Here is a 23,103-nt window from a genome sequence, read left to right as displayed (position 1 = left end):
GGGAGCTTCAATCGCTATGGCTCAGACCGCCTGTTGCAGCTCCTGCAAGGTCTCGCCATAGCCGCCTTCGGCAAGATAGGCCTGCTCGGGCGCGGTGGCCCGCCGCGACAGCGCCTCGTTGCGATAGGGAAAACGGCCGAATTTGCGGATGATCTCGCGGTGAGCGCGGGCATGCAGCAGGTTGCCCTCGGCCTCGGGCATCCGCTCGGCCATCAGCCGCACGCAACGCTCCTGATCGCAGAGGTTTTCCGAATGCATCAGCGGCAGGTAAAAGAACTGCCGCGCCGGCGGGTCGATCTTGAGGTCATAGCCCTTGGCGATCGCGCTCTTGGCGGCGGCGATTGCCACCCGGTCCGAGCTGAAGGCCCTGGCCTCGCCCCGGAACATGTTGCGCGAGAATTGATCCAGCAGGATCAGATAGGCCAGGGTGCCGCTGGGATAGGTCAGCCAAAGCGCGTATCGCCCCTCCATCGCGCCGGTCCAGGCGTCGAGAAATCTGTCGCGGATCTTGGCGTCAAGCGCGGCATCGGCCACGTACCAGCCTTCGGGTCCAATATCGTCCAGCCAAAAGGCCAGAATATCCTCGGGTGCTACCATCTCTGGTCTCCTCACGTTCACCCCCCTTATATTCACGTTACATAATGTTTGGCTAAAATGGTGATCACAATTTGCGACAGAGTTAACACTTTATCCCGACTTTTCATCCTCTTCGGCCTCGGCAACGGCATATTCCTGCGCGAATTCGACGGCGACCATCGTGGCCGACGGGCCGACCGGCGCGTAAGAGGTGGTCTCTTCCACCTGCACCGAGGGCCGCACCATGGCGCGATAGGCGGCATAGGCCGACATCAGGATCATCAGCGAGCCGATATAGAGGAAATATCCGGTCGGGCCAAAGAACCCCATCGCCCAGCCGGTGATCAGCGGGCCCGAAATGGCGCCGACGCCATTGATGAAGATCATCCCGCCCGAGGCTGCGGCCATGTCCTCGACCTGAAGGTAATCGTTGGTATAGGCCATGAGCAGCGAATACAGCGGGTTCGACATGCCGCCGATCATGAAGGCGGCCACCAGCAGCACCGGGAAATAGCCGCCGGTCAGCGCGCCGAGAAAGGCCCCCAGGCCGCAAACCAGCGCCGCAGCAAGGATCAGCATCCGCCGGTCCATCCGGTCCGACAGCCAGCCCAGCGGATATTGCACCACCAGCGCGCCGATGTAGAAGGCCGCGACGAACATCGAAATCTGGCTCAGCGTCAGCCCCGCCTCGGCGCCATAGACCGCCGCCATGCCGAACTGGGCCGAGAACACGCCACCCAGCAGGAACATGCCGACACAGCCCAGCGGCGAGATGCTGTAAAGCTCGCGCAGGCTCAGCGGCTTGGTGGTGTCGAAGGCCGGCGTTGGCGAAATCGACAACAGGATCGGCGCAAAGGACACCGAAACCAGCACCGAGATGATGACAAAGAGCGCATAGCCCGAAGGATCGGCCACCAGCAGAAGCCCCTGCGCCGCGACGATGCCCACCATCTGGACAATCATGTAGGCCGAAAGCGTCTGGCCCCGGGTTTCATTGGTGGCAGCATTGTTGAGCCAGCTTTCGGCGGTGACATAGACGCCGGAAAAGCAAAAGCCGATGATCACCCGCCCCAGCGTCCAGGCGATGGGATGGGTCAGTGCCGGATAGAGGATCAGCACCGCCGAGATGAACGAGCCCAGCGCGGCAAAGACCCGCACATGCCCGACGCGGCGGATCATTTCGGGCGCCATGCGCGACCCGCCTAGGAAGCCTACGAAATAGGCCGACATCACGATCGACATCTCGAGCGTCGTAAAGCCCTCGATCTCGCCCCGGACACCGAGCAGCGTACCTTGCAGGCCGTTGCCAACCATCAGGAGCATAATACCAAGGAGCAACGCCCAGGCGTTTGAAACCACGGCCATCATGGGCTTATCCCTTTCACTTCCGGCACTCTAGCGCCAGTTCGGTGTCAACGCTGGCCCAAAAGCGACTCGATGCGGGCTTGGCCTGACGCCTCTCAGATTACCTCTGCGGGATCAAGAGCGAGGCGTCGCCATAGGAGAAAAATCGGTAGCCGCTGGCGATGGCGTGATCGTAGACGCGCAATATGCGGTCGCGGCCCATCAGGGCGGCGACCAGCATCATCAGGGTCGAGCGCGGCAGGTGGAAGTTGGTCATCAGCGCATCGGTGACACGAAAGGCGAAACCGGGATAGATGAAGATGTCGGTTTCTCCCTGCCAGGGCCGGATGGCGCCGGTGTCGCGGGCCGCCGTCTCGATCAGCCGCAGGGCGGTGGTGCCGACCGGGATCACCCGGCCGCCCGCCGCCTTGGTGCCCGCGATCTCGGCCGCGGCCTCTTTGCTGACCTCGCCCCATTCGGCATGCATCTTGTGGGTGGTCACGTCCTCGACCTTGACCGGCAGAAAGGTGCCGGCACCGACATGCAGCGTGACCTTGGTAAAGCCGATGCCTCGGGCCTCGAGCGCTGCCAGAAGCGCGGCGTCGAAATGCAATGAGGCGGTGGGCGCGGCCACCGCCCCTTTGCGCGCCGCCCAGACGGTCTGGTAATCCTCGCGGTCCTGCGCGTCGGCCGGGCGCAGCGCCTCGATGTAAGGCGGCAGCGGCATGGCGCCGGCCTCGGCCAGCGCGGCATCGAAATCCTCGCCTTCGAGGTTGAAGCGCAACAGGCCCTGGCCTTCGGCCCGGGCCTCCATCACCGCAGACAGGGCGTCGGAAAAGCGGATCACCTCGCCATCGGCCACCTTCTTGAGCGGCTTGATCAACGCCGACCAGGTGCCGTCTGCCTGCGGCTCGAGCAGGGTCACGCCGATGCGCGCCTCGGTCGGCCCCTGGGCGCCCTCGCGCCGCCGGCTGCCCGAGAGCCGCGCCGGAATCACCCGCGTGTCGTTGAGCACCAGCCGGTCGCCGGGGCGCAACCAATCCGGCAGGTCGAAGACATGGGCATCGGTCACGGCGTCGCCCTCGGCCACCAGCAGGCGGGCCGAGGAACGGGGCCGCGCGGGGCGCGTTGCGATGCGGTCTTGCGGCAGGTCGAAATCGAAATCGGAGAGTTGCATGCGCTTCCTCTAGCCGAGCCTCCCTGCGGGGGCAATCGGCGGGTCTTGCATCCCCGCAGCAAATTGCTAGCGTCCCGGCAAATATCAGGAGTTTGCCCATGTCCCCCGACTTCGACGAGATCATCGACCGCCGCGGAACCCATTCCTCGAAATGGGATGCGATGGAGGGCCACTACGGCGTCTCGCCCGACGACGGCATTCCGATGTGGGTGGCTGACATGGATTTCCGCCCGCCGCAGGCGGTGCAGGCCAAGCTGGAAGAAATCGCCGCCCATGGTGTCTATGGCTATTTCGGCGATGCCTCGGCCACCAATGCCGCCGTCGTCTGGTGGATGAAGAACCGCCACGACTGGGAGATCGAGGACAGCTGGATCCGCTATACGCCGGGGGTGGTGACCGGGGCGGCGCTCTGCATCCATGCCTTTTCCGAGCCGGGCGACGGCATTGTCGTCATGTCGCCGGTCTACCACGCCTTTGGCCGGATCATCCGCGCCGCCGGCCGCACGGCGGTGCAATGTGAGCTGGCCAACCGCGATGGCCGCTACGAAATGGATTTCGACGCCTGGGATGCGCAGATGACCGGGCGCGAAAAGGTGCTGCTGCTGTGTTCGCCGCACAATCCCGGCGGTCGGGTCTGGAGCGCGGAGGAGCTGCGCGGCGTGGCCGATTTCTGCCGCCGCCATGACCTGATCCTGGTGTCGGACGAAATCCACCAGGACATCGTCTTTCCCGGGGCCAACTTCCTGCCCACCGATGTGGCGGTGCCCGAGGCCCGCGACAGGCTGATCGTGCTGGGCGCCACCAGCAAGACCTTCAACCTTGCCGGCCATCACACCGGCCATGCGATCATCCCCGACGCCAGGCTGCGCGCGAGATATTCCGCCGTCATGGGGGGCCTTGGGATTTCCACCAATGCCTTTGGCATGCACATGGTCGAGGCGGCCTACAGCCCCGAGGGCGCTGCCTGGGTCGATGCGCTGGTCGCCTATCTCGACGGCAACCGCAAGCTGCTGGACGAGGGGCTGAACGGGTTGCCGGGCGTCACCTCCATGCCGCTCGAGGCGACCTATCTGGCCTGGGCCGATTTCAAGGGCACCGGCATGGAGCATGAAGAGCTGCTGCGCCGAGTCGAGAAACACGCCCGCATCGCGGTGAACCACGGGCCGACCTTCGGCGCCGGCGGCGAGACCTTCCTGCGGTTCAATTTCGCCACCCCCCGCGCCCGGGTGGCCGAAGCGGTGGAGCGGCTGCAAAAGGCCTTTGGCGACCTTCAATAAGTGGCGGCGCGGGGGTTACCCGGCCCACCGCCGGGTTCCCACCAGAGCTGTGCAGAAATGCGCAGGTCTTGCGCGTTAATTCCGGTGTTCTGTGCGCCGATGCAAGCTATGTCTTGTGTCAACTCAAAGGAGGATGACATGGGACTTCTGATCGACGGCACATGGCACGACCAATGGTATGACACCAAGAAAACCGGCGGCGCCTTTGAACGCTCGACCGCGAAATTCCGCAACTGGATCACCGCATACGGCGCGCCCGGCCCCAGTGGCGATGGCGGCTTTCCGGCCGAATGCGGACGGTATCACCTCTATGTCAGTCTTGCCTGCCCCTGGGCGCATCGCACGCTGATCTTTCGCAAGCTCAAGGGGCTCGAGGATTTCATCAGCATTTCGGTGGTGCATCCCGACATGCTGTCGGACGGCTGGGAGCTCGACGCCGGCTATCCCGGTGCCACCGGCGACCGGCTCTATGGGCTGCCCTACCTGCGCGACATCTATCTCAAGGCCGATCCCAAGGTTTCGGGCCGGGTGACGGTGCCTGTTCTCTGGGACAAGGTGCGCAAGACGATCGTCAGCAACGAAAGCGCCGAGATCATCCGCATGTTCAACAGCGCCTTCGACGAAATCACCGGCAACCATGACGACTACTGGCCCGAAGCGCTGCGCGACGAGATCGAAGAGGTCAACGCCCGGGTCTATGACACGGTCAACAACGGCGTCTACAAGGCCGGTTTCGCCACCAAGCAAAAGGCTTATGACACGGCCGTCCGGCCACTGTTCAACACGCTCGACTGGCTGGAAGACCGGCTGAGCGGCAAACGCTATCTGATGGGAGACCGGTTGACCGAGGCCGACTGGCGGCTGTTCACCACGCTGGTGCGTTTCGATCGCGTCTATCACGGCCATTTCAAATGCAACCGCGCGCGGATCGTCGATTACCCCAATCTCTGGGCCTATACCCGAGAACTCTATCAGGTGCCGGGCGTGGCCGAGACGGTGAATTTCGATCACATCCGACGCCATTACCACTACAGCCACGAGACCATCAATCCGCATCGGATCGTGCCGATCGGGCCCGACATCGATTTCAACGCGCCTCATGGCCGCGAATTGTCGGTTCCGAAAGCGGCGTGATGCTCGACCAGCGCCGCCAGATCCTCTGGCGGCGTCGTGCACGGCACGATGGCGGCGGCATTGCCGAAGAACTGAAAGATCGACCCGTCCGAGAAAAAGCCGGCGTTGGTGACAAAGATGATCCGTGCCTCGGGCTGGCGATAGGAGGCAAAATCGGCCACGGTCAGCGCCGCCCCGTCACCCAGCGCGAGGTTGAGAACGATCACTTCGAATTCGGTGTCGGTCAGCGCCTGAATCGCCGGCGGAGGCGCATCTACGAGCACCACCCGAGCGCCGAAACGCTCGAGATGACGCGCCCATATGAGACCCAGCGACGGATTGGATTCGACGATCAATACGTGCATGTCCCTGACCTCAATGACCTCATGACCTGAACTCGTGAATGTCACCGTGCCCTGAGGTGCAGCCTCGGCCAAATTCCTTAACAAGTGATTAAAATCCGGAGCGCAGGCGATAATTCGCCCGCCGCGGCCCCAGCCCGGCGGGCGGCGGCCCGGCTTCGGGCTTGGCGCTTGTCCCCGGGCCGATGGCTGCTAGGTTGCCGTGAAATTGGCATATCCAGAGGGTCCTTCATGAGATTTTTCCGCCGTGCGTCCGTTTTGGCTTGCGTGCTTGCCCTGTCTTCGCCCGTCCTGACGTCACCCGCCCTGGCGCAGGACTGCGGCGGCTCGTTTTCGCAATTCGTGGCCGGGCTGAAATCCGAGGCTGTCTCCAAGGGCCATTCCGCCGCCGCCGTCGATCGCTTTTTTGCCGGCGTCCAGCAGGATCCGGCGGTGCTGCGCGCCGATCGGCGTCAGGGGGTGTTTCAGATGCCCTTTGTCGATTTCGCCCGCCGCCTGATCAGCCAGAACCGGATCGACAACGGCAAGGCCAACCGGCAGCGCCATGCCGACGTCTTCGCACGGATGGAGCGGGAATACGGCGTCTCGCCCGGCGTGCTGCTGGCGTTCTGGGCCTTCGAGACCGACTATGGCCAGGTGCAGGGCGATTTCAACACGCTGAATGCGCTGGTGACGCTGAGCCATGATTGCCGCCGGCCCGAGCTCTTCCGGCCGCAGGTCTTTGCGGCGCTGGACCTCTTCGAGCGCGGCAATTTCGATCCCCGCACCACCACCGGCGCCTGGGCCGGCGAGATCGGCATGGTCCAGATGCTGCCCGAAGACATCCTGACCAATGGCGTCGACGGTGATGGCGACGGCCAGGTCAGCCTCAAGACCTCGCCCCCCGATGCGCTGCTCTCGGGCGCCAACATGCTGCGCGATCAGGGTTGGCGGGCCGGCGAGCCGTGGTTGCAGGAGGTGACCGTGCCCGCCGATCTCGACTGGTCGCTCACCGGGCTCGACCAGCCGCGCCCCCCCTCGGACTGGCAGGCGATGGGCGTGCGGGTGCGCGATGGTCAGGCGGCGGATCTGCCGGCGGCGCTGATCCTGCCGCAGGGGCGCAAGGGCCCGGCGTTTTTCGCCTATCCCAATTTCAACGTCTACTTCGAGTGGAACAAGAGTTTTGTCTATGTGCTGACCGCCGCCTATTTCGCCAACCGGCTGGAAGGCGCCGCGGTGTTCGACGCCGGCACCCCGGAACCGGGCCTGGGCGACGAAGAGATGAAGCAGCTTCAGCGCAAGCTCCAGGCACGCGGCCATGATGTCGGCGAGATCGACGGCATCCTTGGTGCCGGCACCCGCAACGCGGTGCAACAGGTGCAGCAGGAGCTGGGCCTGCCCGCCGACGCCTGGCCGACCCGCGATCTGTTGAACCGGCTGTAATCCCGGATGCGGCGCGCCCCCGGTGCGCCGCGCCGGCTTACGTCCCGCGTCAGGACGAATTGCCGACGATCATGCGCGCCCGGCCCGGCCGGCCTAACGCCACGTAAGATTAGCGCTCTCGCCCCGCCGTCCCTATCCTCTGACCAACAGGGCAATCCCACCGGAGGGGCGATGAGACTGACCGTGGACGGCGTGGCGCATGAGGTGGATGTCGAGGCCGACATGCCGCTGTTGTGGGTTTTGCGCGACGAGCTGAAGATCAAGGGTGTGAAATACGGCTGCGGCATTGCCCAATGCGGCGCCTGTACCGTGCATCTCGATGGTGCCGCCGTCCGCTCTTGCCAGGTCTGGGCCGAGGATGCCGAGGGCGCGGAAATCACCACCATTCAAGGACTTGGCCAACCCGAGGCCTTGCACGTGGTGCAGGCCGCCTGGATCGAACATCAGGTGGCGCAATGCGGCTACTGCCAGTCCGGCCAGATCATGCAGGCCGCCGCGCTTCTGGCTGAAGACCCGGCCCCCAGCGACGCGGTGATCGATGAGGTGATGTCGGGCAATCTCTGCCGCTGCGGCACCTATCCGCGGATTCGCGCGGCGATCCACAGCGCCGCCGCCAGGCTGCGGGAGGCGTGACATGGGCCGGTTGAAGACCTTCACCCGCCGCGCCTTCCTTGTCGGCTCTGCCACTGTCGCCGGCGGCGTCGCCTTTGGCATCTATTCGGTGCGCAAGCCACATGAAAACCCGCTGACCGACAGCCTGGCCCCGGGCGAGGCCGCGCTCACGCCCTATCTGCGGCTCGACGCCCGGGGGGTGACGCTGATCACTCCGCGCGCCGACATGGGCCAGGGCGCCTATCACGTGCAGGCGGCGCTTCTGGCGGAAGAGCTCGACCTCGATCTGGCAGAGGTGCGCACCGATCCCGGCCCGCCGGGGGCGGCCTATTGGAATTCCGCGCTGGCCGAAGAGGCGGCGGAGTTCTCGGTACCCTCCGAAGGGCTGATGCGCACTGTCGCCGAAACCGCCGTCGGCGCGGTGATGAAGATGATGGGCATGCAGATCACCGGCGGCTCGACCACGGTGCCCGACCAGTTCGACAAGCTGCGCGCCGCCGCCGCTTCGGCCCGCGAAACGTTGAAGGCGGCCGCGGCTCACCAGACCGGCGTGGCGGCAGACAAGCTGCGCACCGAAAACGGCCAGGTTCTCCTGCCCGACGGCAGCGCCCTGCCCTATGCCGGGCTGATCCCGGCGCTGGCCGAGGTCGAGGTGGTGCAGGACGTGCCGCCACGCGATCCCTCGCAATGGCGCCAGCTCGGTCAGCCGATGCAGAGGATCGACATTCTGGCCAAGAGCACCGGCACCCAGGTCTATGGCATCGACGTCGAGGTCGACGGCATGGCGCATGCCGCCGTCAAGCTGAACCCGGCGCAGGGCGGCGAAATGCGGGGGTTTGACGCCAGCGCGGCCGAAAAGATGCGCGGCGTTCAGGCGGTGCTGCCGGTTACCGGCGGCGTCGCCGTGGTGGCTGACAACACCTGGCGCGCCTTTCAGGCGGCACAGGCGATCGAGGTGCAATGGGGACCGGCCGAGATGCCCGCCACGATGGCGGATCATTGGCAGGCCTTGGCGGACGCCTTCACCGAGGACGCCCGCGACAGCCGCCAGCGCGACGACGGCGATGTCGACACGGCGCTCGAGGCCGCCGAGGTGATCGAGGCCGAGTACCGCGCGCCCTATCTCGCCCATGCGCCGCTGGAACCGATCAGCGCCGTCGTGCGCGTGAGGGACGGCAAGGCCGAGGTCTGGACCGGCACGCAAGTTCCTCGCTTCGTTCAGAAAAATGTCGCCACCATTGCCGGGATCGCGGCCGAGGATGTCACGCTGCATGTGCAGATGATGGGCGGTTCCTTCGGGCACCGGCTCGAGGACGAGGTGGTCAAACGCGCCGCCGAAATCGCGGTGCAGATGCCCGGCGTGCCGATCAAGCTCACCTATTCGCGCGAAGAGGACATGACCCACGACTTTCCCCGCCAGATCGCCATGGCGCGGCTGCGCGGCACGGTCGACGCCGGCCAGGTCGCGGCGATGGATCTGTCGATCGCCAGCCCGTCGGTCATGGTCTCGCAGATGGGTCGCCAGGGCATTTCCGTCCCCGGCCCCGACAGCCAGATTGTCGCCGGCGCCTGGAACGCGCCCTTTGCCATTCCGCATCATCGGGTCACCGGCTACCGCGCCGCGCCGCTGGCGCCGATCTCGTCCTGGCGCTCGGTGGGCGCCTCGCACGCCGGCTTTTTCCACAATGCCGCGCTGGACGAGCTGATCCATGCCGCCGGGGCCGATCCGCTGGCGGAACGCCTGCGGCTCTGTAACGACCCGCTGGCGCGGCACGTGCTCGAGGCGGTGGGCGAGATGTCGTCGTGGGAGGGCGTGCTGGGCGATGGCCGGGGGCGCGGCGTGGCGCTGACCACCAGCTTCGGCGTACGCTGCGCCGAGGTGGTCGAGGTGCGGGCCACCGATGACGGCATCAGGCTCGAAAAGGTCTGGGTCGCGGCCGAGGTGGGCCGGGTGCTCGACCCGGTGAACTTCGAAAACCTGGTGCAGGGCGGCGTGATCTTTGCGCTGGGCCATGCGATCCACAGCGAGATCACCTATCGGGACGGCCGAGCGGAGCAGTCGAACTATGACGGCTATCCGGCCATGCGGCTATATCAGACCCCCGAGATCGCGGTGCGCGGGCTGGAGAACGGCGACAGGGTCCGTGGCATTGGCGAGCCGCCGGTGCCGCCCGCCGCCCCTGCCCTGGCCGGCGCGATCTTTGCCGCCACCGGCACACGGCTGCGCGAAATGCCGTTTGCGAAATTCGTCGATTTCGTCTGAAGCTCAGCGCTTCGGAAACACCGTGACAATCGCCAGGCCGGCGATCAGCAGCACCGCGCCCGCCAGCTTGGCGGGCGTCAGCACCTCGCCCACCACCACGGTCGCCAGCGCCCAGGCGGTCAGCGGCTCGATCAGCGCGAGGGTGACGGCGGTCGAGGCCGCGACCCGTCCCAGCCCCCAGGTGTAGAGCGCATAAGAGACGCCGGTGGCGCAGATGCCGAGAAACAGCATCGCCGGCCAGATGCCCGGCGCCGCCAGCCACCCCAGCGGCACGATCAGGAAGACCGGCAGCACCGCGACGGCGGCAACGGTGAAGGTGGCGGCGGCCACGGTGGCCGAGGGCGCGCGCTGGCTGATGCGGCTGGTGGCCAGTGAATAGGCGGCATATGCCGCGCCGCTCAGCGCCGCGAGGGCGACGCCGAACCCCGAGGCGCCGGCGTCCGCGCCCGACAGCACCAGCAACGCCGCGCCGCAGATCGAGATCGCCTGGCCGAAAGCACGCAGCCTGTCGGGCAACTGGCGTTTGATACCGATCTCATAGGCGGTGACCCAGAGCGGCGCCGAGCCGATGGCGATGGCCGTGCCGACCCCCACGCCGGTCTCGAGAACCGCCCAGAAAAACAACAGGTTATAAAGCCCGATCGCCAGCCCGGCAAAGATCACCACCGCCGGCGGCAAATCGCGAAAGGCCCGCCGGCTCTCAGGGCGCAGCGCCGCCAGAAAGATCAGCGCGGCGGCGCCGAAGGAGAGCCGCAGCGCCGCGACCACAAGCGGCTGCTTGCCCTCCGGCAACAGCGCCTGAACCGTGCCGGTGGTGCCCCAGAGCGCCGCCGCGGCGATCACCGCCGCGATGCCCATCATCCGTCCGCCCCGTGTCATGCCGCTGCCCCGCCAGAATGCCTTTTACCGCTGCCTATCGGGCCTGCGGCGGCGCGGCAATGCGCAAGATCTCAGCCAAGGCTTTCGGCAAATGCGGTGAAGTCTGCCAGCGCCGCCGGATCGGCCTCTTGCCCGGTGAAGCCCAGCAGATAGCCCCGGGTGCGCGCCACCCGGTCGGCCATCGGCTCGGTCTGGTCAAGCGCGTGATAGCCGAGCTGCATGAAATAGAGGATGCGGGCGCGGACATCGGCCTCGTAGCTGTCATATCCGTACCGTGCAAACATCGCGGTGACCGCCTTGATCCGGGCCTTGTCGGCCAGATCGATGCGGCGGCGCACCTGGCCGTCGCGGCGCGACCATTCGCGGATGGCGAAATCCAGCCCCTGATCGAAATGCGCCGGATCCATGAAACAGCGGAAGAAATTGCAGATCGCACCGGTGATCGTCGCCGCGGGCGCGGCACAATGGGCCTCGATCCGGGCGGTGTTGCGCGCCTCCCAATCGTCGAGCAATTGCGACAGAAGATCCTTGCGGCTCTTGAAATACCAGTAAAAGCTCGAGCGCGAGACCTCGAGCCGGGTGCCGATGGCCAGCACCTTGACCTCGGCCACACCATCGGTCACCAGAATATCGCGCGCCACGTTGAGCCAATCCTCGCGGGTGACCTTTATATGGCCGACCAGCGGCTCCTTGTCGGGATCGTCGCGGTGCAGCACCGGGCCGTTTGCCATGCGCTTGCCTCAGCTTTCCGGCGGCGCGCCGCCTTCGGCGCTGCGTCTGGTGATATAGGCGTGCAAGGCGGCGACGCGGGCGGGGTCGGTCCCGGGGCGTTTGCCGGCCGCGAGAATGCCCTGCCAGATGCCAGTGGCGCGTTCGGTGGCGTTCTGGCTGCCGGTTTCCTGCCAGCGGCCGTAATTCGACCAATCGGCGACCAGCGGCTGATAGAACTGGGTCTGATAGCGTTCCATGGTATGGGCGCAGCCAAAGAAATGGCCACCCGGCTGCACCTCGGCCAGGGCATCGAGCGCCAGCTCCGCATCGGCGGCGGATGTGGGCGTGCAGAGTTCGGCCACCATTTGCAGAACCTCCATATCGGTGATCAGCTTTTCATAGCCCAGCGTCAGCCCGCCTTCCAGCCAGCCCGCCGCATGGATCACCACCGTCGCGCCGGACAGCAGGCAGCCCCAGAGGCCGAATTGCGTTTCATTCGCCGCCTGCGCATCCGCCGCCGCCCCGGCCGCGCCGCTGGCGCAGCGCCATGGCAGGCCGATGTGTCGCGCCAACTGGCCGGCGACCAGCGAGGCGGTGAAATGCTCGGGCGTGCCAAAGGCCGGCGCGCCGGATTTCATGTCGACGTTCGAAGTGAAAGTGCCATAGAGCACCGGCGCGCCGGGCAGCGCCAGCTGGTTGAGGGTAATCGCGGCCAACGCCTCGGCATGGCTCAGCGTCATGGCACCGGCCACGGTGATCGGCGCCATCGCCCCCATCAGGGTAAAGGGCGTGACAATCACCATCTGGCCGTGGCGGGCGAAATCGATCAGTCCCTGGGCCATGGGAATATCGATCTGGCGCGGCGAATTGGTATTGATGACGGTGTAGCTCCAGGGCTCGGCGGCAAAAGCCGCGTCCGCCAGCCCCCTGAAATCGCGGATCATCTCGAAGCTCTCGCGGACCTGCGGGCTGCCGCGGCCATAGACGAAAGGCGATTTGTCCATCAATGTGAGTTGCGCCTCGATCATGAAGTAATGGCGCAAACTGGGTGCAATGTCCTGCGGTTCAAGCAGCGCCGAGACCATTTGCAGCGCGTCGAAATGATGGGTGAGCTGCACCAACTCGCGGAAATCTCGGCCGGTGCCGGGGCGGCGGCCGCGCAACCGGTCCGAGGCATGCGGCGTCCCGCCGCCGGGCTGGAACACCAGCCGGCCAAGCTCCAGCGTCACATCGCGCTCGGGCCGGCCGCCCTTCATCACCACACGGCGCGGCGCCGTGGCCAGCGCGGCGCGCACGATCTCGCGGCCGATGCGCACCATCTGGCTTTCCTCATCGACGCTTGCACCGGCGGACTTCAAAATCTGTCGCGCCTCAGGCAGCAGCACCTTGATGCCGGCGGTTTCCAGAAGGTCCAGCGCCGCCGTGTGGATCGCCGCGATCCGGTCGTCGGAAAAGGCCTTCATGATCGGGAACGGGCTGCGCAGCTCGGTGTAATCGATCTGGCGGTGATGCGCTTCTGCGCCGCGAGGAGCGCGCTTGCGGCGGCGAGATTTGGTGTGATCGCTCATCATGCCCTCATTGCCTTGCCTTGCGGGTCATAGGGCGAAGCCGCGATCACCCGCGCCGCCCGCGCCTTGCCCACCACATGCACCGTCAGGTCGGTGCCCACATTCGCCGCCTCGCGGTCCAGCATCGCCATCGCCAGCGACCGGCCGACGGAATGGCCATAGCCGCCCGAGGTGACGTAGCCCGCCAGCCGGTCGCCCTGCCAGACCGGCTCGTAGCCGCTGGCGTCGGCGTCTTCGGCATCGATCGCCAATGTGGCGATCACCCGGGCCGGGCCGTTGCCATCGCGTTCGGCGCGGGCCGCATCACTTCCGATGAACGCTTTCGACCAGTCGATCCAGCGGTCCATGCCGGTCTGTGCCGGGGTGTAGATCTGGGTAAATTCGCGCGACCAGATGCCAAAGCTCTTTTCCAGCCTCAGACTGCCGAGCGCCTCATAGCCGATTTCGCATATCCCGAGGTCCGCCCCCGCCGCCAGCAGCATGCGGCGCAGCGCGACATGTTCGGCGGCGGTGCAATTGATCTCGTAGCCCAGCGCGCCACTGACCGAGAGCCGGCCGACATGGGCGCGGATCAGCCCGATGTCGAAGCGCCCGCAGCCCATGAAGGGCAGCTCGGAAATCGGACCTTCGGTGAGCTGTTCCAATACCCGGCGGCTGTTCGGGCCGGAAAGCGAAAACCCCACCACCGCATCCGAAATGTCGCGCAGCGCCACCCCGGGGCGCGCATGATCGGCAAACCAGCGCATGTGCCATTCACGCAGGTAGTAGCTGCCCATGATCCACCAGATGCCATCGCCCCAGTTGAACACCGTCAGATCGCCCTTGAGCCGTCCGCTGGGCGAGAGCATCGGCGCCAGCCGGGTGCGGCCCGGCCCCGGCAGCCGACCGGCCAGCAGGTGATCGAGCCAGGCGGCGGCCTCCGGCCCCGTCACCTCGAAACGCGAAAAGCCCGAAATATCCAGCAGCCCCACGGCCTCGCGCGTGGCGCGCACCTCTTGGGCCACCAGATCGAAGGCATTGGAACGGCGCAGGCTCGGATGTTCCTCGAACCCCTCGGGCGCGAAGTAGAGCGGCACCTCCAGCCCCCAGCTCTCGCCCCAGCGTGCGCCGGCGGCGCACATGGCGTCATGCGCCGGGGCCATCTTGAGCGGCCGGCCAGCCGGCAGTTGCTCGTTGGGATAGGTCATCACGAAGCGGCGGGAATAGAACTGGCCGGTGGTTTCGCGGATATAGCTCTTGTTCGCCGCGTAGTCGCCGTAGCGCGCGACATCCATGCCAAAGACATCGGCCTCGGTCTCGCCGTGGATCATCCATTCCGCCAGCGATTTGCCGACACCGCCGCCTTGCAGGAACCCGGCCATGACCGCGCAGGCGCACCAATAGCCGGGCTTGCCGCGCACCGGCCCGACCAAGGGGTTGCCGTCCGGCGAAAAGGTAAAGGCGCCATGCACCCAGGTCTTGACGCCGACGCTTTCCAGCACCGGGAAACGTTTGAAGACGTGGCACAGCTCGCTTTCGATCCGGTCGGGTTCCTCCTGCAACAGCTCGACCCCGTAATTCCAGGGTGCGCCGTCCATCATCCAGTGCTTGGGGGTCAGCTCATAGATCCCCACCAGCATCCCCTGCTGATCCTGCCGCGAATAGGTAAAGCCTTCGAGATCGACGCACATCGGCAGTTCCCGCTCCAGCCCCTGCAATTGCGGGATGGTGTCGGTGATCAGGTAATGATGCGCCAGCGGCGAGACCGGCAGCTCGACCCCGGCCATCCGCCCGACCTGCTTGGCCCAGAGCCCGCCGGCGTTGACCACATGTTCGCAGCTCACGGTGCCCTGCTCGGTCACCACCTGCCAGCCGCCGGGCACCTGATGCAGTTCGAGCACGCGGTTCTTCTCGATCACCTCGGCGCCGCGCTTTTTCGCGGCGATGGCATAGGCATGCACCGTGCCGGTGGTATCGACATACCCTTCGCGGTCGGCCCACATGCCGCCGAGGATGCCCTCGGTGTTGAGCACCGGCGAGAGCTGCGCCGCCTCGTCGGGGGTAATAAGGTGCACGTCGTCGATGCCGATGGATTGAAAGGTGCGGTAATTGGCCTGCAACCATTCCCAACGGTCGGGGGTGCCGGCCAGATGCATGCCGCCGGTCATATGCATGCCGATGGACTGGCCGCTTTCCGCCTCGACCTCTGACAGCAGGTCGATGGTATAGCCTTGCAGCGCCGCGATATTTGGATCGGCGTTCAAGGCATGAAAGCCCCCAGCCGCATGCCAGCTCGACCCTGCGGTCAGCACGTCGCGCTCGATCAGGCAGACATCGGTCCAGCCATACCGGGCCAGATGATAGAGCACCGAGGCGCCCACGACGCCTCCCCCGATCACGACCACGCGGTATTGCGATTTCATGGCGCTCTCCCTGGCTGTCAGGGCGACGGTAGGACGGGTCTCTGATTCCGTCTAGACATTTTTGTCCAATGCTCTCGCGATGCCTTCAGCGACGCTGCGGCGACGCGAACAAATCGCCAGCCGGGGCTTTTCCCGTCGGGGCAAATCGCCTAGACGTCGCCGCGCGGGACGACAACCGGGCGAGATCATGAGCTACACCATTCTGGAACGCTGCGAGGCCAAGGGCCTGCGCATGACCGGCCAGCGACGGGTCATTGCGGCAGTGCTGGAAGACAGCGACGATCACCCGGACGTCGAAGAGCTTTATGCCCGCGCCTCGGCCCGCGACGCGGCGATTTCCATTGCCACGGTCTATCGCACGGTGAAACTGTTCGAAGAGGCCGGCATTCTGGAAAAGCACGAATTCGGCGACGGCCGGGCGCGCTATGAAGATGCCGAGCGCGACCACCACGACCATCTGATCGACATGAACTCGGGCGCGGTGATCGAATTCGTCGATCCCGAGATCGAGGCCTTGCAGGAAAAGATCGCCGAAAAGCTGGGTTATCGGCTCAAGGGGCACCGGCTCGAGCTCTATGGGGTGCCGCTCAAGAAGTAAGCGCCTTGGCTTCCCGCTGTGCAGAGGATAGTCAGGGCGGGATACTTAACATTGAAAGTAAGCTGATGCAGGTGCTGCGCGCGATCCTTTTCATGACGGCGTCGATGGCCTGCCTCGCGCTGAGCGATCTGTTCATCAAGCTTTCGGCGCAAAGCCTGCCGCCCGGGCAGGTGATGTTCTTTCTCAGCCTTGGCGGCACGCTTCTGTTCATGCTGATCGCGGCACTGCGCGGCATCCCGCTTGTCAGCCCGGCGTTCTGGCATCCGACTGTGATGTCCCGCAACCTGGCCGAGGTGCTCGCGGCCCTGGGGATGGTGACCGGCATCGCCTGGACACCGCTGCCGATGGTGGCGGCGATCATGCAGACCACACCCCTGCTTGTCACCCTGGGCGCGGCGCTGTTTCTGGGCGAGGCCGTGGGCTGGCGCCGCTGGGCCGCGATCCTGGCCGGGCTGGTCGGCATGCTGCTGGTGATCCGGCCGGGCATGGCGGGGTTCGAGCCGGCGGCGCTTCTGGTGGCGCTTGGCGCCTGTGGGCTGGCGGCACGCGATCTTCTGACGCGACGGGTGCCGGCGGCGATCAATTCGCTGACCCTCTCGACCTGGGGATTTGGCGCGACGGTGCCGGCGGGGCTGGTGCTGATGCTGATCATGGGGCCGGACTGGAGCACCGGCGGCGGCGGATTTGCCTATATCGGCGTGGCCGTGGTGGTCACCACCTCGGGCTATTACCTCGTCACCGCCGCGATGCGGCTTGCGCCGGCGGCCATCGTCTCGCCGTTCCGCTACAGCCGGCTGGTCTTTACCATGGGGCTTGGCGTGATCGTCCTGGGCGACCGACCCGATACGCTGACGCTGCTGGGCGCGACGATCATCCTGATCTCCGGCCTCTACACCTTTTTCCGCGAACGACAGCTGGCCAGGGCGCAGGTCCAGGCCCCGGCCTGAGCGAGATTCGCGACAGGCCGCCCTGCCCGCACGATACGCAGGGCCTGCCGCAAGGGCAGCAGCGCGGCGGTGCGCTGCAACGGCGCACTTGTTAGCGCTAACCAAACTGGTTCCCAAAGCCCGAGGCCTCTGTTAAGGAGGCACCAACTTTATCGTCATGAGGGACATGCCCATGAGCACTATCATTGATATCCATGCACGCGAAATTCTCGACAGCCGCGGCAACCCGACCGTCGAAGTCGACGTCACCCTGGAAGACGGCACCATCGGCCGCGCCGCCGTGCCCTCGGGCGCCTCGACCGGCGCCTATGAGGCCGTCGAAAAACGTGACGGCGACAAGGCCCGCTACATGGGCAAGGGCGTTCTCGAAGCCGTGGCCGCGGTCAATGGCGAGATCGCCGACGAGATCGTCGGCATGGATGCGACCGAACAGGTCTCGATCGACCTGGCGATGTGCGAGCTCGACGGCACCGACAACAAGGGCCGGCTCGGCGCCAATGCCATCCTTGGCGTGTCGCTGGCAGTGGCCAAGGCGGCCGCAGATTACACCGCGCAGCCGCTCTTCCGCTATGTCGGCGGCACCTCGGCTCGTGTCCTGCCGGTGCCGATGATGAACATCATCAACGGCGGCGAACATGCCGACAATCCGATCGACATCCAGGAATTCATGATCATGCCGGTCGCCGCGGAGAACATCCGCGACGCGGTGCGCATGGGGTCCGAAGTGTTCCACACCCTGAAGAAAGAGCTCTCGGCCGCCGGCATGTCGACCGGCCTCGGCGACGAAGGCGGTTTCGCGCCCGAGCTGGGCTCGACCCGCGAGGCGCTCGACTTCATCCTCAAGTCGATCGAGAAGGCCGGCTACAAGCCCGGCGAAGACATCTATCTCGCCATGGATTGCGCCGCGACCGAATACTTCAAGGACGGCAAATACCAGATGAAGGGCGAAGGCAAATCGCTGACGTCCGAGGAAAATGCCGACTATCTTGCCGCGCTCTGCAACGACTACCCGATCATCTCGATCGAGGACGGCATGTCCGAGGACGACTGGGACGGCTGGAAAATCCTCACCGACAAGCTGGGCGACAAGATCCAGCTTGTGGGCGATGACCTGTTCGTCACCAACCCGACCCGCCTGGCCGACGGCATCGAACGCGGCGTGGCAAACTCGATGCTGGTCAAGGTCAACCAGATCGGCTCGCTCACCGAGACGCTGAAGGCGGTCGATATGGCCCACCGCGCGCGCTATACCAACGTCATGTCGCACCGCTCGGGAGAGACCGAGGACGCCACCATTGCCGATCTCGCCGTGGCCACCAACTGCGGCCAGATCAAGACCGGCTCGCTGGCGCGCTCGGACCGGCTGGCCAAATACAACCAGCTGATCCGCATCGAAGAGATGCTGGGCGAGACGGCGGAATATGCCGGGCGGTCGATTCTGAAGAAATAACCTTTTGCCGCCTCGGGTGGCATGGGTCTAGGGTCTCTCCATTCGCTTGGAGAGGCCCTTTTTGTTGCCGGACCTACGGATCATATCGCCCCGCACCCCCGCCGAGCTCGAGGCGGTCCGACAGCTGTGCTGGGAGTACCGGGCCTATCTGATGTCGCTCTCGGCCTTTGACGCCGAACTGGTCACCTTGTTCTACCCCGAGGCCAAATATGCCGCGCTGATGGAGCAGATCGCCGAGAGCCATGCGCCGCCGCACGGCTTCATCAGATTGGCGATGCTGGGCGAATCATCCGTAGGGTGCGGAATGGTGCATTCGCTCTCCCCAAGGTCGGCCGAAATCAAGCGAGTCTATGTCACAGACACCACCAGAGGCATAGGCGCAGGCTATGCACTCATGCAGTCCTTGATCGCAGAATGTCGGAGATTGCACTTTGAACGTATCCTGATGGATACGTCCAAACCGCTTGTTGCGGCGCAGAGGCTCTATCTGTCGCTCGGCTTTCGCCTGCGCGGCCCCTATCAACCGGTGCCCCCCGAAGCCGAGGGGCACCTGCTGTACTTTGAAATGACGCTTTAGCAGGGCGCCTTGTAGTAGGTCCCGTCGCCACGCGCGTAGGCGCAGCTGCCGGTGGCGGTGTTCTGCGCCACGACCGTCCCTGCCGCCGCGCCGGCCAGAGCCGAGATCAGGCGCCAGTTGTCATCAGCCTCGAGAGCGGAGGCCGCGATAAGGCCCGCTGCCGCGCCGCCGGTCACACCAACGACAGAACGTTGCTCAGGTGTCAGGGACTCGCAGGCCGCGAGGCCAGTGAGCGCAAAGGCCGCAGCCGCAATACTTGGGAGTTTCATCTGTGTCTCCTGGTTCCAGTGTTGATGACCCCGAACCTAGTGCCGCTGCGCGTCGGGGCCAGCCGGATTATGCCGCCAAGCGCGTTTTTGCGTAAAAACTTTTATGGTCGGCGAAACCCCGCCGAAACCGCTTTGGCCAAAGCGAAATAGTCAAACGGCTGACGTGCCGAATACCCACGTCAACATCTATAGGCAGAGACTATCATTGGTAATTCAGTGCAACTTACAAATTAGCCAAAGCGCCTCGACACAATCGATACAACCTGTGCGGTCGCTAAATCAGCCTGATTTACATATTGCGTGACGCGAACGCCACGGTAATCAATGTAACATCAATACCAACAACTGTTTAAAATCAACGTATTAACTCAAGTCCGCCGTTACTTCACATATTAAACAGCATCTGACATGCACCTTTTTGGTTGAATTGCTAATTTTGTTAAATATGATGAACTCAACTAAAAGATAACAAGATCCTACCGAGGCAGTGATGAAATACGAACGCTACATGACACTTCTGTTGCGTCTGTTCTGTGGGTACACGCTCCTGCTGTGTGCCCTCACGACAATCGGCGTTTACCGGGGGCCGTTTTCCCATTCATGGATGAACTTCGACTACGTGTCGCAGTTTCGCTTCATGACCGTCCCCCTCGTCCTGCTGATCCTGATCTTCGCACTGTGGCTGATGCTGGGCATCCGCACCCGCATCATCGCCTTTTCGTCGATGGTCCTGATCACGGTGTTGATCCTGTTTGATTTTACCGCCCCCTATGCTGTCTACGGTCCGGCGGCCGTCTGGGAATTCCTGCATGCCACAGGCTTCCTCTTCGCGCTGCTGATCCTGACAATCCAGGGCGGTGGCGAGACGGCCCTTGTCCGTGGTGGTTGGCAAGGCCTGTTCTAGCCTTCCCCGGCCGGAACCTTTTTTTACCACCAGCTCTACTAACTTGGACGGGATATATTCCCGTCCATTTTTCGTTTGGGCCTGCGCTTGCTCCGGCCCCTTCGGGCCAGGCCGGAGACGGCCACAGGCGCCGGTGCCCTGCCGGCGCCCAAGGACCGCGCCCCGCCACAACGACGCCAAGACCGCGGCGCCGGGCGACTGGGGACCTGAAATTTTGGAAATGATCATGTGCGGCCGCGCCGCATGGGCCAGATCGGGGCCACCCCGGTCCTGCCGAGGCGTGGCCCGGCCGGTGCGGGACCGGCCGGGTCTGGCGGCGCTCAGCCGCGGTGTTTCAGGACGTATTCCACCAACTGGCGGGTCGAGCCGTCCTTGCTCTCGGCGCTTTCCTCGCCGGCGACGATCGGGCCCAGCGCGGTGGCCAGCTCCTTGCCCAGTTCGACGCCCCATTGGTCGTAGGAGTTGATGTCGAGAATGACGCCTTCGACAAAGACCCGATGCTCGTAAAGCGCCACGATTTGGCCGAGTATCTCGGGCGTCAGCTGCGGATAGATCAGCGTGGTCGAGGGCCGGTTGCCGGGAAAGACCCGGTGCCGTGCCTGCCGTTCCATCTCGTCGCCCTCGAACTTGCCGGCCACCTTCTCGCGCGCCTCGTCGAGCGTGCGGCCGCGCATCAGCGCCTCGGATTGCGCCAGGCAATTGGCGACCAGAAGCTGATGGTGATGCGCCAGTTCGGGCTCATGGCCTTCGGCGGCGACCAGAAACTCGCAGGGAATGACCCGCGTGCCCTGGTGAATGAGCTGATAGAAAGCGTGCTGACCGTTGGTCCCCGGCTCGCCCCAGACCACCGGCCCGGAATTGTGGCCAAGGTCCGATCCGTCGATGGCGACGCTCTTGCCGTTGCTCTCCATCTCGAGCTGTTGCAGGTAGGCCGGCAGGCGCACAAGCCGGTTGTCATAAGGCAGGACCGCGCGGGTGGCGTGGCCCAGCACCTGGTTGTGCCAGATCCCCACCAGCGCCAGCAGCACCGGCATGTTCTCGGCAAACTCCGCCTCCTTGAAGTGCCGATCCATCGCCTGGCCGCCACGCAGGAAGGCGCGGAAGGCATCGGAGCCGATGCCGATCATCAGCGACAGGCCAATCGGACCCCAGACGGAATAACGCCCGCCAACCCAATCCTCGAAGCCGAAGACGCGGGCCGGGTCGATGCCGAAAGCGCCGGTCTTTTCCTGATCCGTGCTCAGCGCCGCGAATTGCGCCGCCGGATCCGAGACCTTTTCCGACATCCAGGCTCGCGCGGTGCGGGCATTGGTCATCGTCTCGATGGTGGTAAAGGTCTTGGACGCCACGATCACCAGCGTGGTTTCCGGGTTCAGCCCGCGCAGCGTATCGGCAATGTCGGCGCCGTCGACGTTCGACACATAGTGCACCCGCGGGCCGTCCGCATATGGCGCAAGCGCCTTGTAGGCCATCACCGGCCCCAGATCCGATCCGCCGATGCCGATGTTGACCACATCGGTGATCGCGCCGCCCTGCCCCCGGAAGCTGCCGTCGCGCACCTGGCCGGCAAAGTCGCTCATCCGGTCCAGCGTCTTCAGGACGCCGGGCATGACATCCTCGCCGTCGACCGCCACCGGCGCGCCGTCGAGGTTGCGCAGCGCGGTATGAAGCACGGCGCGGCCTTCGGTTTCATTGATCTTCGCGCCCGAGAACATCGCATCGCGCTTGGTTGCGACGCCGGCGTTTTCGGCCAGTTCGAGCAGCGCCGCAAGCGTGGCGGCGTCAATGTTGGTCTTGGAAAAATCAAACAGGGTCTGGTCGAAACTGGTAGAGAAGGCCTCCGCGCGCCCGGGGTCTTCGAACAGCTCGGTGATTTTACGGGTCTCGGCGTCCTGCGCCAGAGACTTCAGCTTGGTCCACATGAATTCCATGTCCTTCGTAAGGCCGGTTGATCTGTTCAGGGCGCCCAATGCACCTGGGCCTGCGACAGCACGGCCGCCACCGGCGCTTCGCTGGGCTTGAGGTGGCGGGCACGTTCCAGCGCCTCGCGCTTTTCCGCGCCAAAGATGATGATGTGCTTGGACATGGCCCCATCGAGCACCGGCGCGGTCAGGGTGATCCGCGGCTCGGGCGCGCCGGGGGCACGCATTGCCATCAGCGCCGGCGCCTTGGGATCGAGCGCCTCGGCCAGCTTGTCGGCGCCGGGAAAGAGCGAGGCGGTGTGCATGTCGGCCCCCATGCCCAGCACCAGCACCTGAATGGGCAGCCGCGGGGTGATATTGGCCTCGAGCTCTTCCAGCCGTTCTTCGGGCGCATCGCCCGGCAGATAGAGCGGCAGATACCGCGCCGCCGCCGCCCGTTCGACCAGAAGCCGCTGCCGCAGCAGACGGGTGTTGGAACGCTCGCTGTCCTCGGGCACCCAGCGCTCGTCAGAGAGCATGACGTCGACCCGGCTCCAATCCAGATCGGCGGCGCAGAGATCGTCGAAGATCGGCCCTGGCGTGGTGCCGCCCGGCACCGCCATCAGCACCCGGTCCTCGTGTTCCAGCGCCGCACGCAGCTCGCCGGCCAGTTTGTTGGCGACGTCGATCGCCAGCATTTCACGGTCAGGATAGTCGACGAAGTCCATGACATGTCCTTTCTTGTCTCAGT

Annotated in this window: 21 protein-coding genes; 10 read left to right on the top strand and 11 right to left on the bottom strand. The window is 65.1% G+C overall.

Translation table 11 applies throughout. The annotated features are described in order from the left end of the window. Positions 1-21 precede the first annotated feature (21 nt). From AC0J5K_RS07115 to queA, 3 genes are all read right to left on the bottom strand, one after another. Complete coding sequence (locus AC0J5K_RS07115; protein WP_048532035.1) at positions 22-597, bottom strand: DUF924 family protein; 576 nt, start codon at positions 595-597, stop codon at positions 22-24. Between the two features lie 90 nt (positions 598-687). Further along, positions 688-1,944, bottom strand: a complete 1,257-nt coding sequence (locus AC0J5K_RS07110) for an MFS transporter (RefSeq protein WP_074836686.1) — start codon at positions 1,942-1,944, stop codon at positions 688-690. Between the two features lie 97 nt (positions 1,945-2,041). Further along, positions 2,042-3,097, bottom strand: coding sequence for a tRNA preQ1(34) S-adenosylmethionine ribosyltransferase-isomerase QueA (queA, locus tag AC0J5K_RS07105; protein ID WP_274565010.1), 1,056 nt, complete (start codon positions 3,095-3,097; stop codon positions 2,042-2,044). Positions 3,098-3,195: 98 nt separating this feature from the next. Between queA and AC0J5K_RS07100 the strand changes: the two genes are divergently transcribed. Both AC0J5K_RS07100 and AC0J5K_RS07095 read left to right on the top strand, forming a co-directional pair. Further along, positions 3,196-4,374 (top strand): MalY/PatB family protein, encoded by a 1,179-nt coding sequence (locus AC0J5K_RS07100; RefSeq protein WP_274565011.1) that lies wholly within the window; start codon positions 3,196-3,198, stop codon positions 4,372-4,374. Between the two features lie 138 nt (positions 4,375-4,512). Continuing rightward, on the top strand, positions 4,513-5,508 hold the full coding sequence (locus AC0J5K_RS07095) for a glutathione S-transferase family protein (RefSeq protein WP_274565013.1): 996 nt from the start codon (positions 4,513-4,515) through the stop codon (positions 5,506-5,508). Here AC0J5K_RS07095 and AC0J5K_RS07090 read toward each other — a convergent pair. Then, positions 5,472-5,852: a response regulator transcription factor gene (locus AC0J5K_RS07090; RefSeq protein WP_274565015.1), complete on the bottom strand. Its 381-nt coding sequence runs from the start codon at positions 5,850-5,852 to the stop codon at positions 5,472-5,474. The two genes, AC0J5K_RS07095 and AC0J5K_RS07090, sit on opposite strands and share 37 nt — an antisense overlap. A 228-nt stretch (positions 5,853-6,080) precedes the next feature. On the opposite strand from AC0J5K_RS07090, the gene AC0J5K_RS07085 reads away from it, so the two are divergent. The 3 genes from AC0J5K_RS07085 (at position 6,081) to AC0J5K_RS07075 (ending at position 10,146) form a co-directional block, all read left to right on the top strand. Beyond that, the gene (locus AC0J5K_RS07085; RefSeq protein WP_274565017.1) at positions 6,081-7,271 is read left to right on the top strand and encodes a lytic murein transglycosylase; all 1,191 of its coding nucleotides are present in this window, start codon (positions 6,081-6,083) and stop codon (positions 7,269-7,271) included. 171 nt (positions 7,272-7,442) lie between these two features. Then, positions 7,443-7,904: a (2Fe-2S)-binding protein gene (locus AC0J5K_RS07080; RefSeq protein ID WP_274565019.1), complete on the top strand. Its 462-nt coding sequence runs from the start codon at positions 7,443-7,445 to the stop codon at positions 7,902-7,904. Position 7,905: 1 nt separating this feature from the next. Beyond that, positions 7,906-10,146 carry a xanthine dehydrogenase family protein molybdopterin-binding subunit gene (locus tag AC0J5K_RS07075; RefSeq protein WP_274565021.1) on the top strand — a complete coding sequence of 747 codons (2,241 nt, stop codon included), beginning with the start codon at positions 7,906-7,908 and terminating at the stop codon, positions 10,144-10,146. A gap of 3 nt (positions 10,147-10,149) precedes the next feature. On the opposite strand, the gene AC0J5K_RS07070 is transcribed toward AC0J5K_RS07075, so the two are convergent. The 4 genes from AC0J5K_RS07070 to AC0J5K_RS07055 all read right to left on the bottom strand — a co-directional run bounded on the left by AC0J5K_RS07070 (position 10,150) and on the right by AC0J5K_RS07055 (position 15,706). Beyond that, positions 10,150-11,025, bottom strand: coding sequence for a DMT family transporter (locus AC0J5K_RS07070; protein WP_274565023.1), 876 nt, complete (start codon positions 11,023-11,025; stop codon positions 10,150-10,152). Positions 11,026-11,096: 71 nt separating this feature from the next. Continuing rightward, positions 11,097-11,756, bottom strand: coding sequence for a TetR/AcrR family transcriptional regulator (locus tag AC0J5K_RS07065; protein WP_074836678.1), 660 nt, complete (start codon positions 11,754-11,756; stop codon positions 11,097-11,099). A 9-nt stretch (positions 11,757-11,765) separates the two neighbouring features. After that, on the bottom strand, positions 11,766-13,304 hold the full coding sequence (locus tag AC0J5K_RS07060; RefSeq protein WP_274565025.1) for a trimethylamine methyltransferase family protein: 1,539 nt from the start codon (positions 13,302-13,304) through the stop codon (positions 11,766-11,768). Then, positions 13,304-15,706, bottom strand: a complete 2,403-nt coding sequence (locus AC0J5K_RS07055; RefSeq protein ID WP_274565027.1) for a GcvT family protein — start codon at positions 15,704-15,706, stop codon at positions 13,304-13,306. The genes AC0J5K_RS07060 and AC0J5K_RS07055 overlap by 1 nt, the downstream gene beginning before the upstream one ends. Before the next feature lie 187 nt (positions 15,707-15,893). Between AC0J5K_RS07055 and AC0J5K_RS07050 the strand changes: the two genes are divergently transcribed. The 4 genes from AC0J5K_RS07050 (at position 15,894) to AC0J5K_RS07035 (ending at position 19,278) form a co-directional block, all read left to right on the top strand. After that, positions 15,894-16,304 carry a Fur family transcriptional regulator gene (locus AC0J5K_RS07050; protein WP_048532048.1) on the top strand — a complete coding sequence of 137 codons (411 nt, stop codon included), beginning with the start codon at positions 15,894-15,896 and terminating at the stop codon, positions 16,302-16,304. Between the two features lie 65 nt (positions 16,305-16,369). Beyond that, positions 16,370-17,251: a DMT family transporter gene (locus tag AC0J5K_RS07045; protein ID WP_274565029.1), complete on the top strand. Its 882-nt coding sequence runs from the start codon at positions 16,370-16,372 to the stop codon at positions 17,249-17,251. Between the two features lie 172 nt (positions 17,252-17,423). Then, the gene (gene eno, locus AC0J5K_RS07040; protein ID WP_074836675.1) at positions 17,424-18,701 is read left to right on the top strand and encodes a phosphopyruvate hydratase; all 1,278 of its coding nucleotides are present in this window, start codon (positions 17,424-17,426) and stop codon (positions 18,699-18,701) included. Between the two features lie 151 nt (positions 18,702-18,852). Beyond that, a complete protein-coding gene (locus AC0J5K_RS07035; RefSeq protein ID WP_083416035.1) occupies positions 18,853-19,278 on the top strand; it encodes a GNAT family N-acetyltransferase in 426 nt (141 codons plus the stop codon). On the opposite strand, the gene AC0J5K_RS07030 is transcribed toward AC0J5K_RS07035, so the two are convergent. Further along, on the bottom strand, positions 19,275-19,547 hold the full coding sequence (locus tag AC0J5K_RS07030) for a glycine zipper 2TM domain-containing protein (protein WP_048532051.1): 273 nt from the start codon (positions 19,545-19,547) through the stop codon (positions 19,275-19,277). The two genes, AC0J5K_RS07035 and AC0J5K_RS07030, sit on opposite strands and share 4 nt — an antisense overlap. A gap of 490 nt (positions 19,548-20,037) precedes the next feature. On the opposite strand from AC0J5K_RS07030, the gene AC0J5K_RS07025 reads away from it, so the two are divergent. Next, positions 20,038-20,451 carry a hypothetical protein gene (locus AC0J5K_RS07025; RefSeq protein ID WP_074836673.1) on the top strand — a complete coding sequence of 138 codons (414 nt, stop codon included), beginning with the start codon at positions 20,038-20,040 and terminating at the stop codon, positions 20,449-20,451. Between the two features lie 320 nt (positions 20,452-20,771). Here the strand turns inward: AC0J5K_RS07025 and pgi are convergent, their stop codons facing one another. Together pgi and pgl are read right to left on the bottom strand one after the other, a co-directional pair. Next, on the bottom strand, positions 20,772-22,373 hold the full coding sequence (gene pgi / locus AC0J5K_RS07020) for a glucose-6-phosphate isomerase (RefSeq protein ID WP_074836805.1): 1,602 nt from the start codon (positions 22,371-22,373) through the stop codon (positions 20,772-20,774). 35 nt (positions 22,374-22,408) lie between these two features. After that, entirely contained in the window at positions 22,409-23,080 is a 672-nt protein-coding gene (gene pgl, locus AC0J5K_RS07015; protein WP_048532054.1) for a 6-phosphogluconolactonase, read from the bottom strand. Positions 23,081-23,103 lie beyond the last annotated feature (23 nt).

The organism is Marinovum sp. E3 (assembly GCF_055755275.1).
Note: the sequence above shows the minus strand (reverse complement) of the source record. Positions and strands in the feature narration are given on the sequence as shown.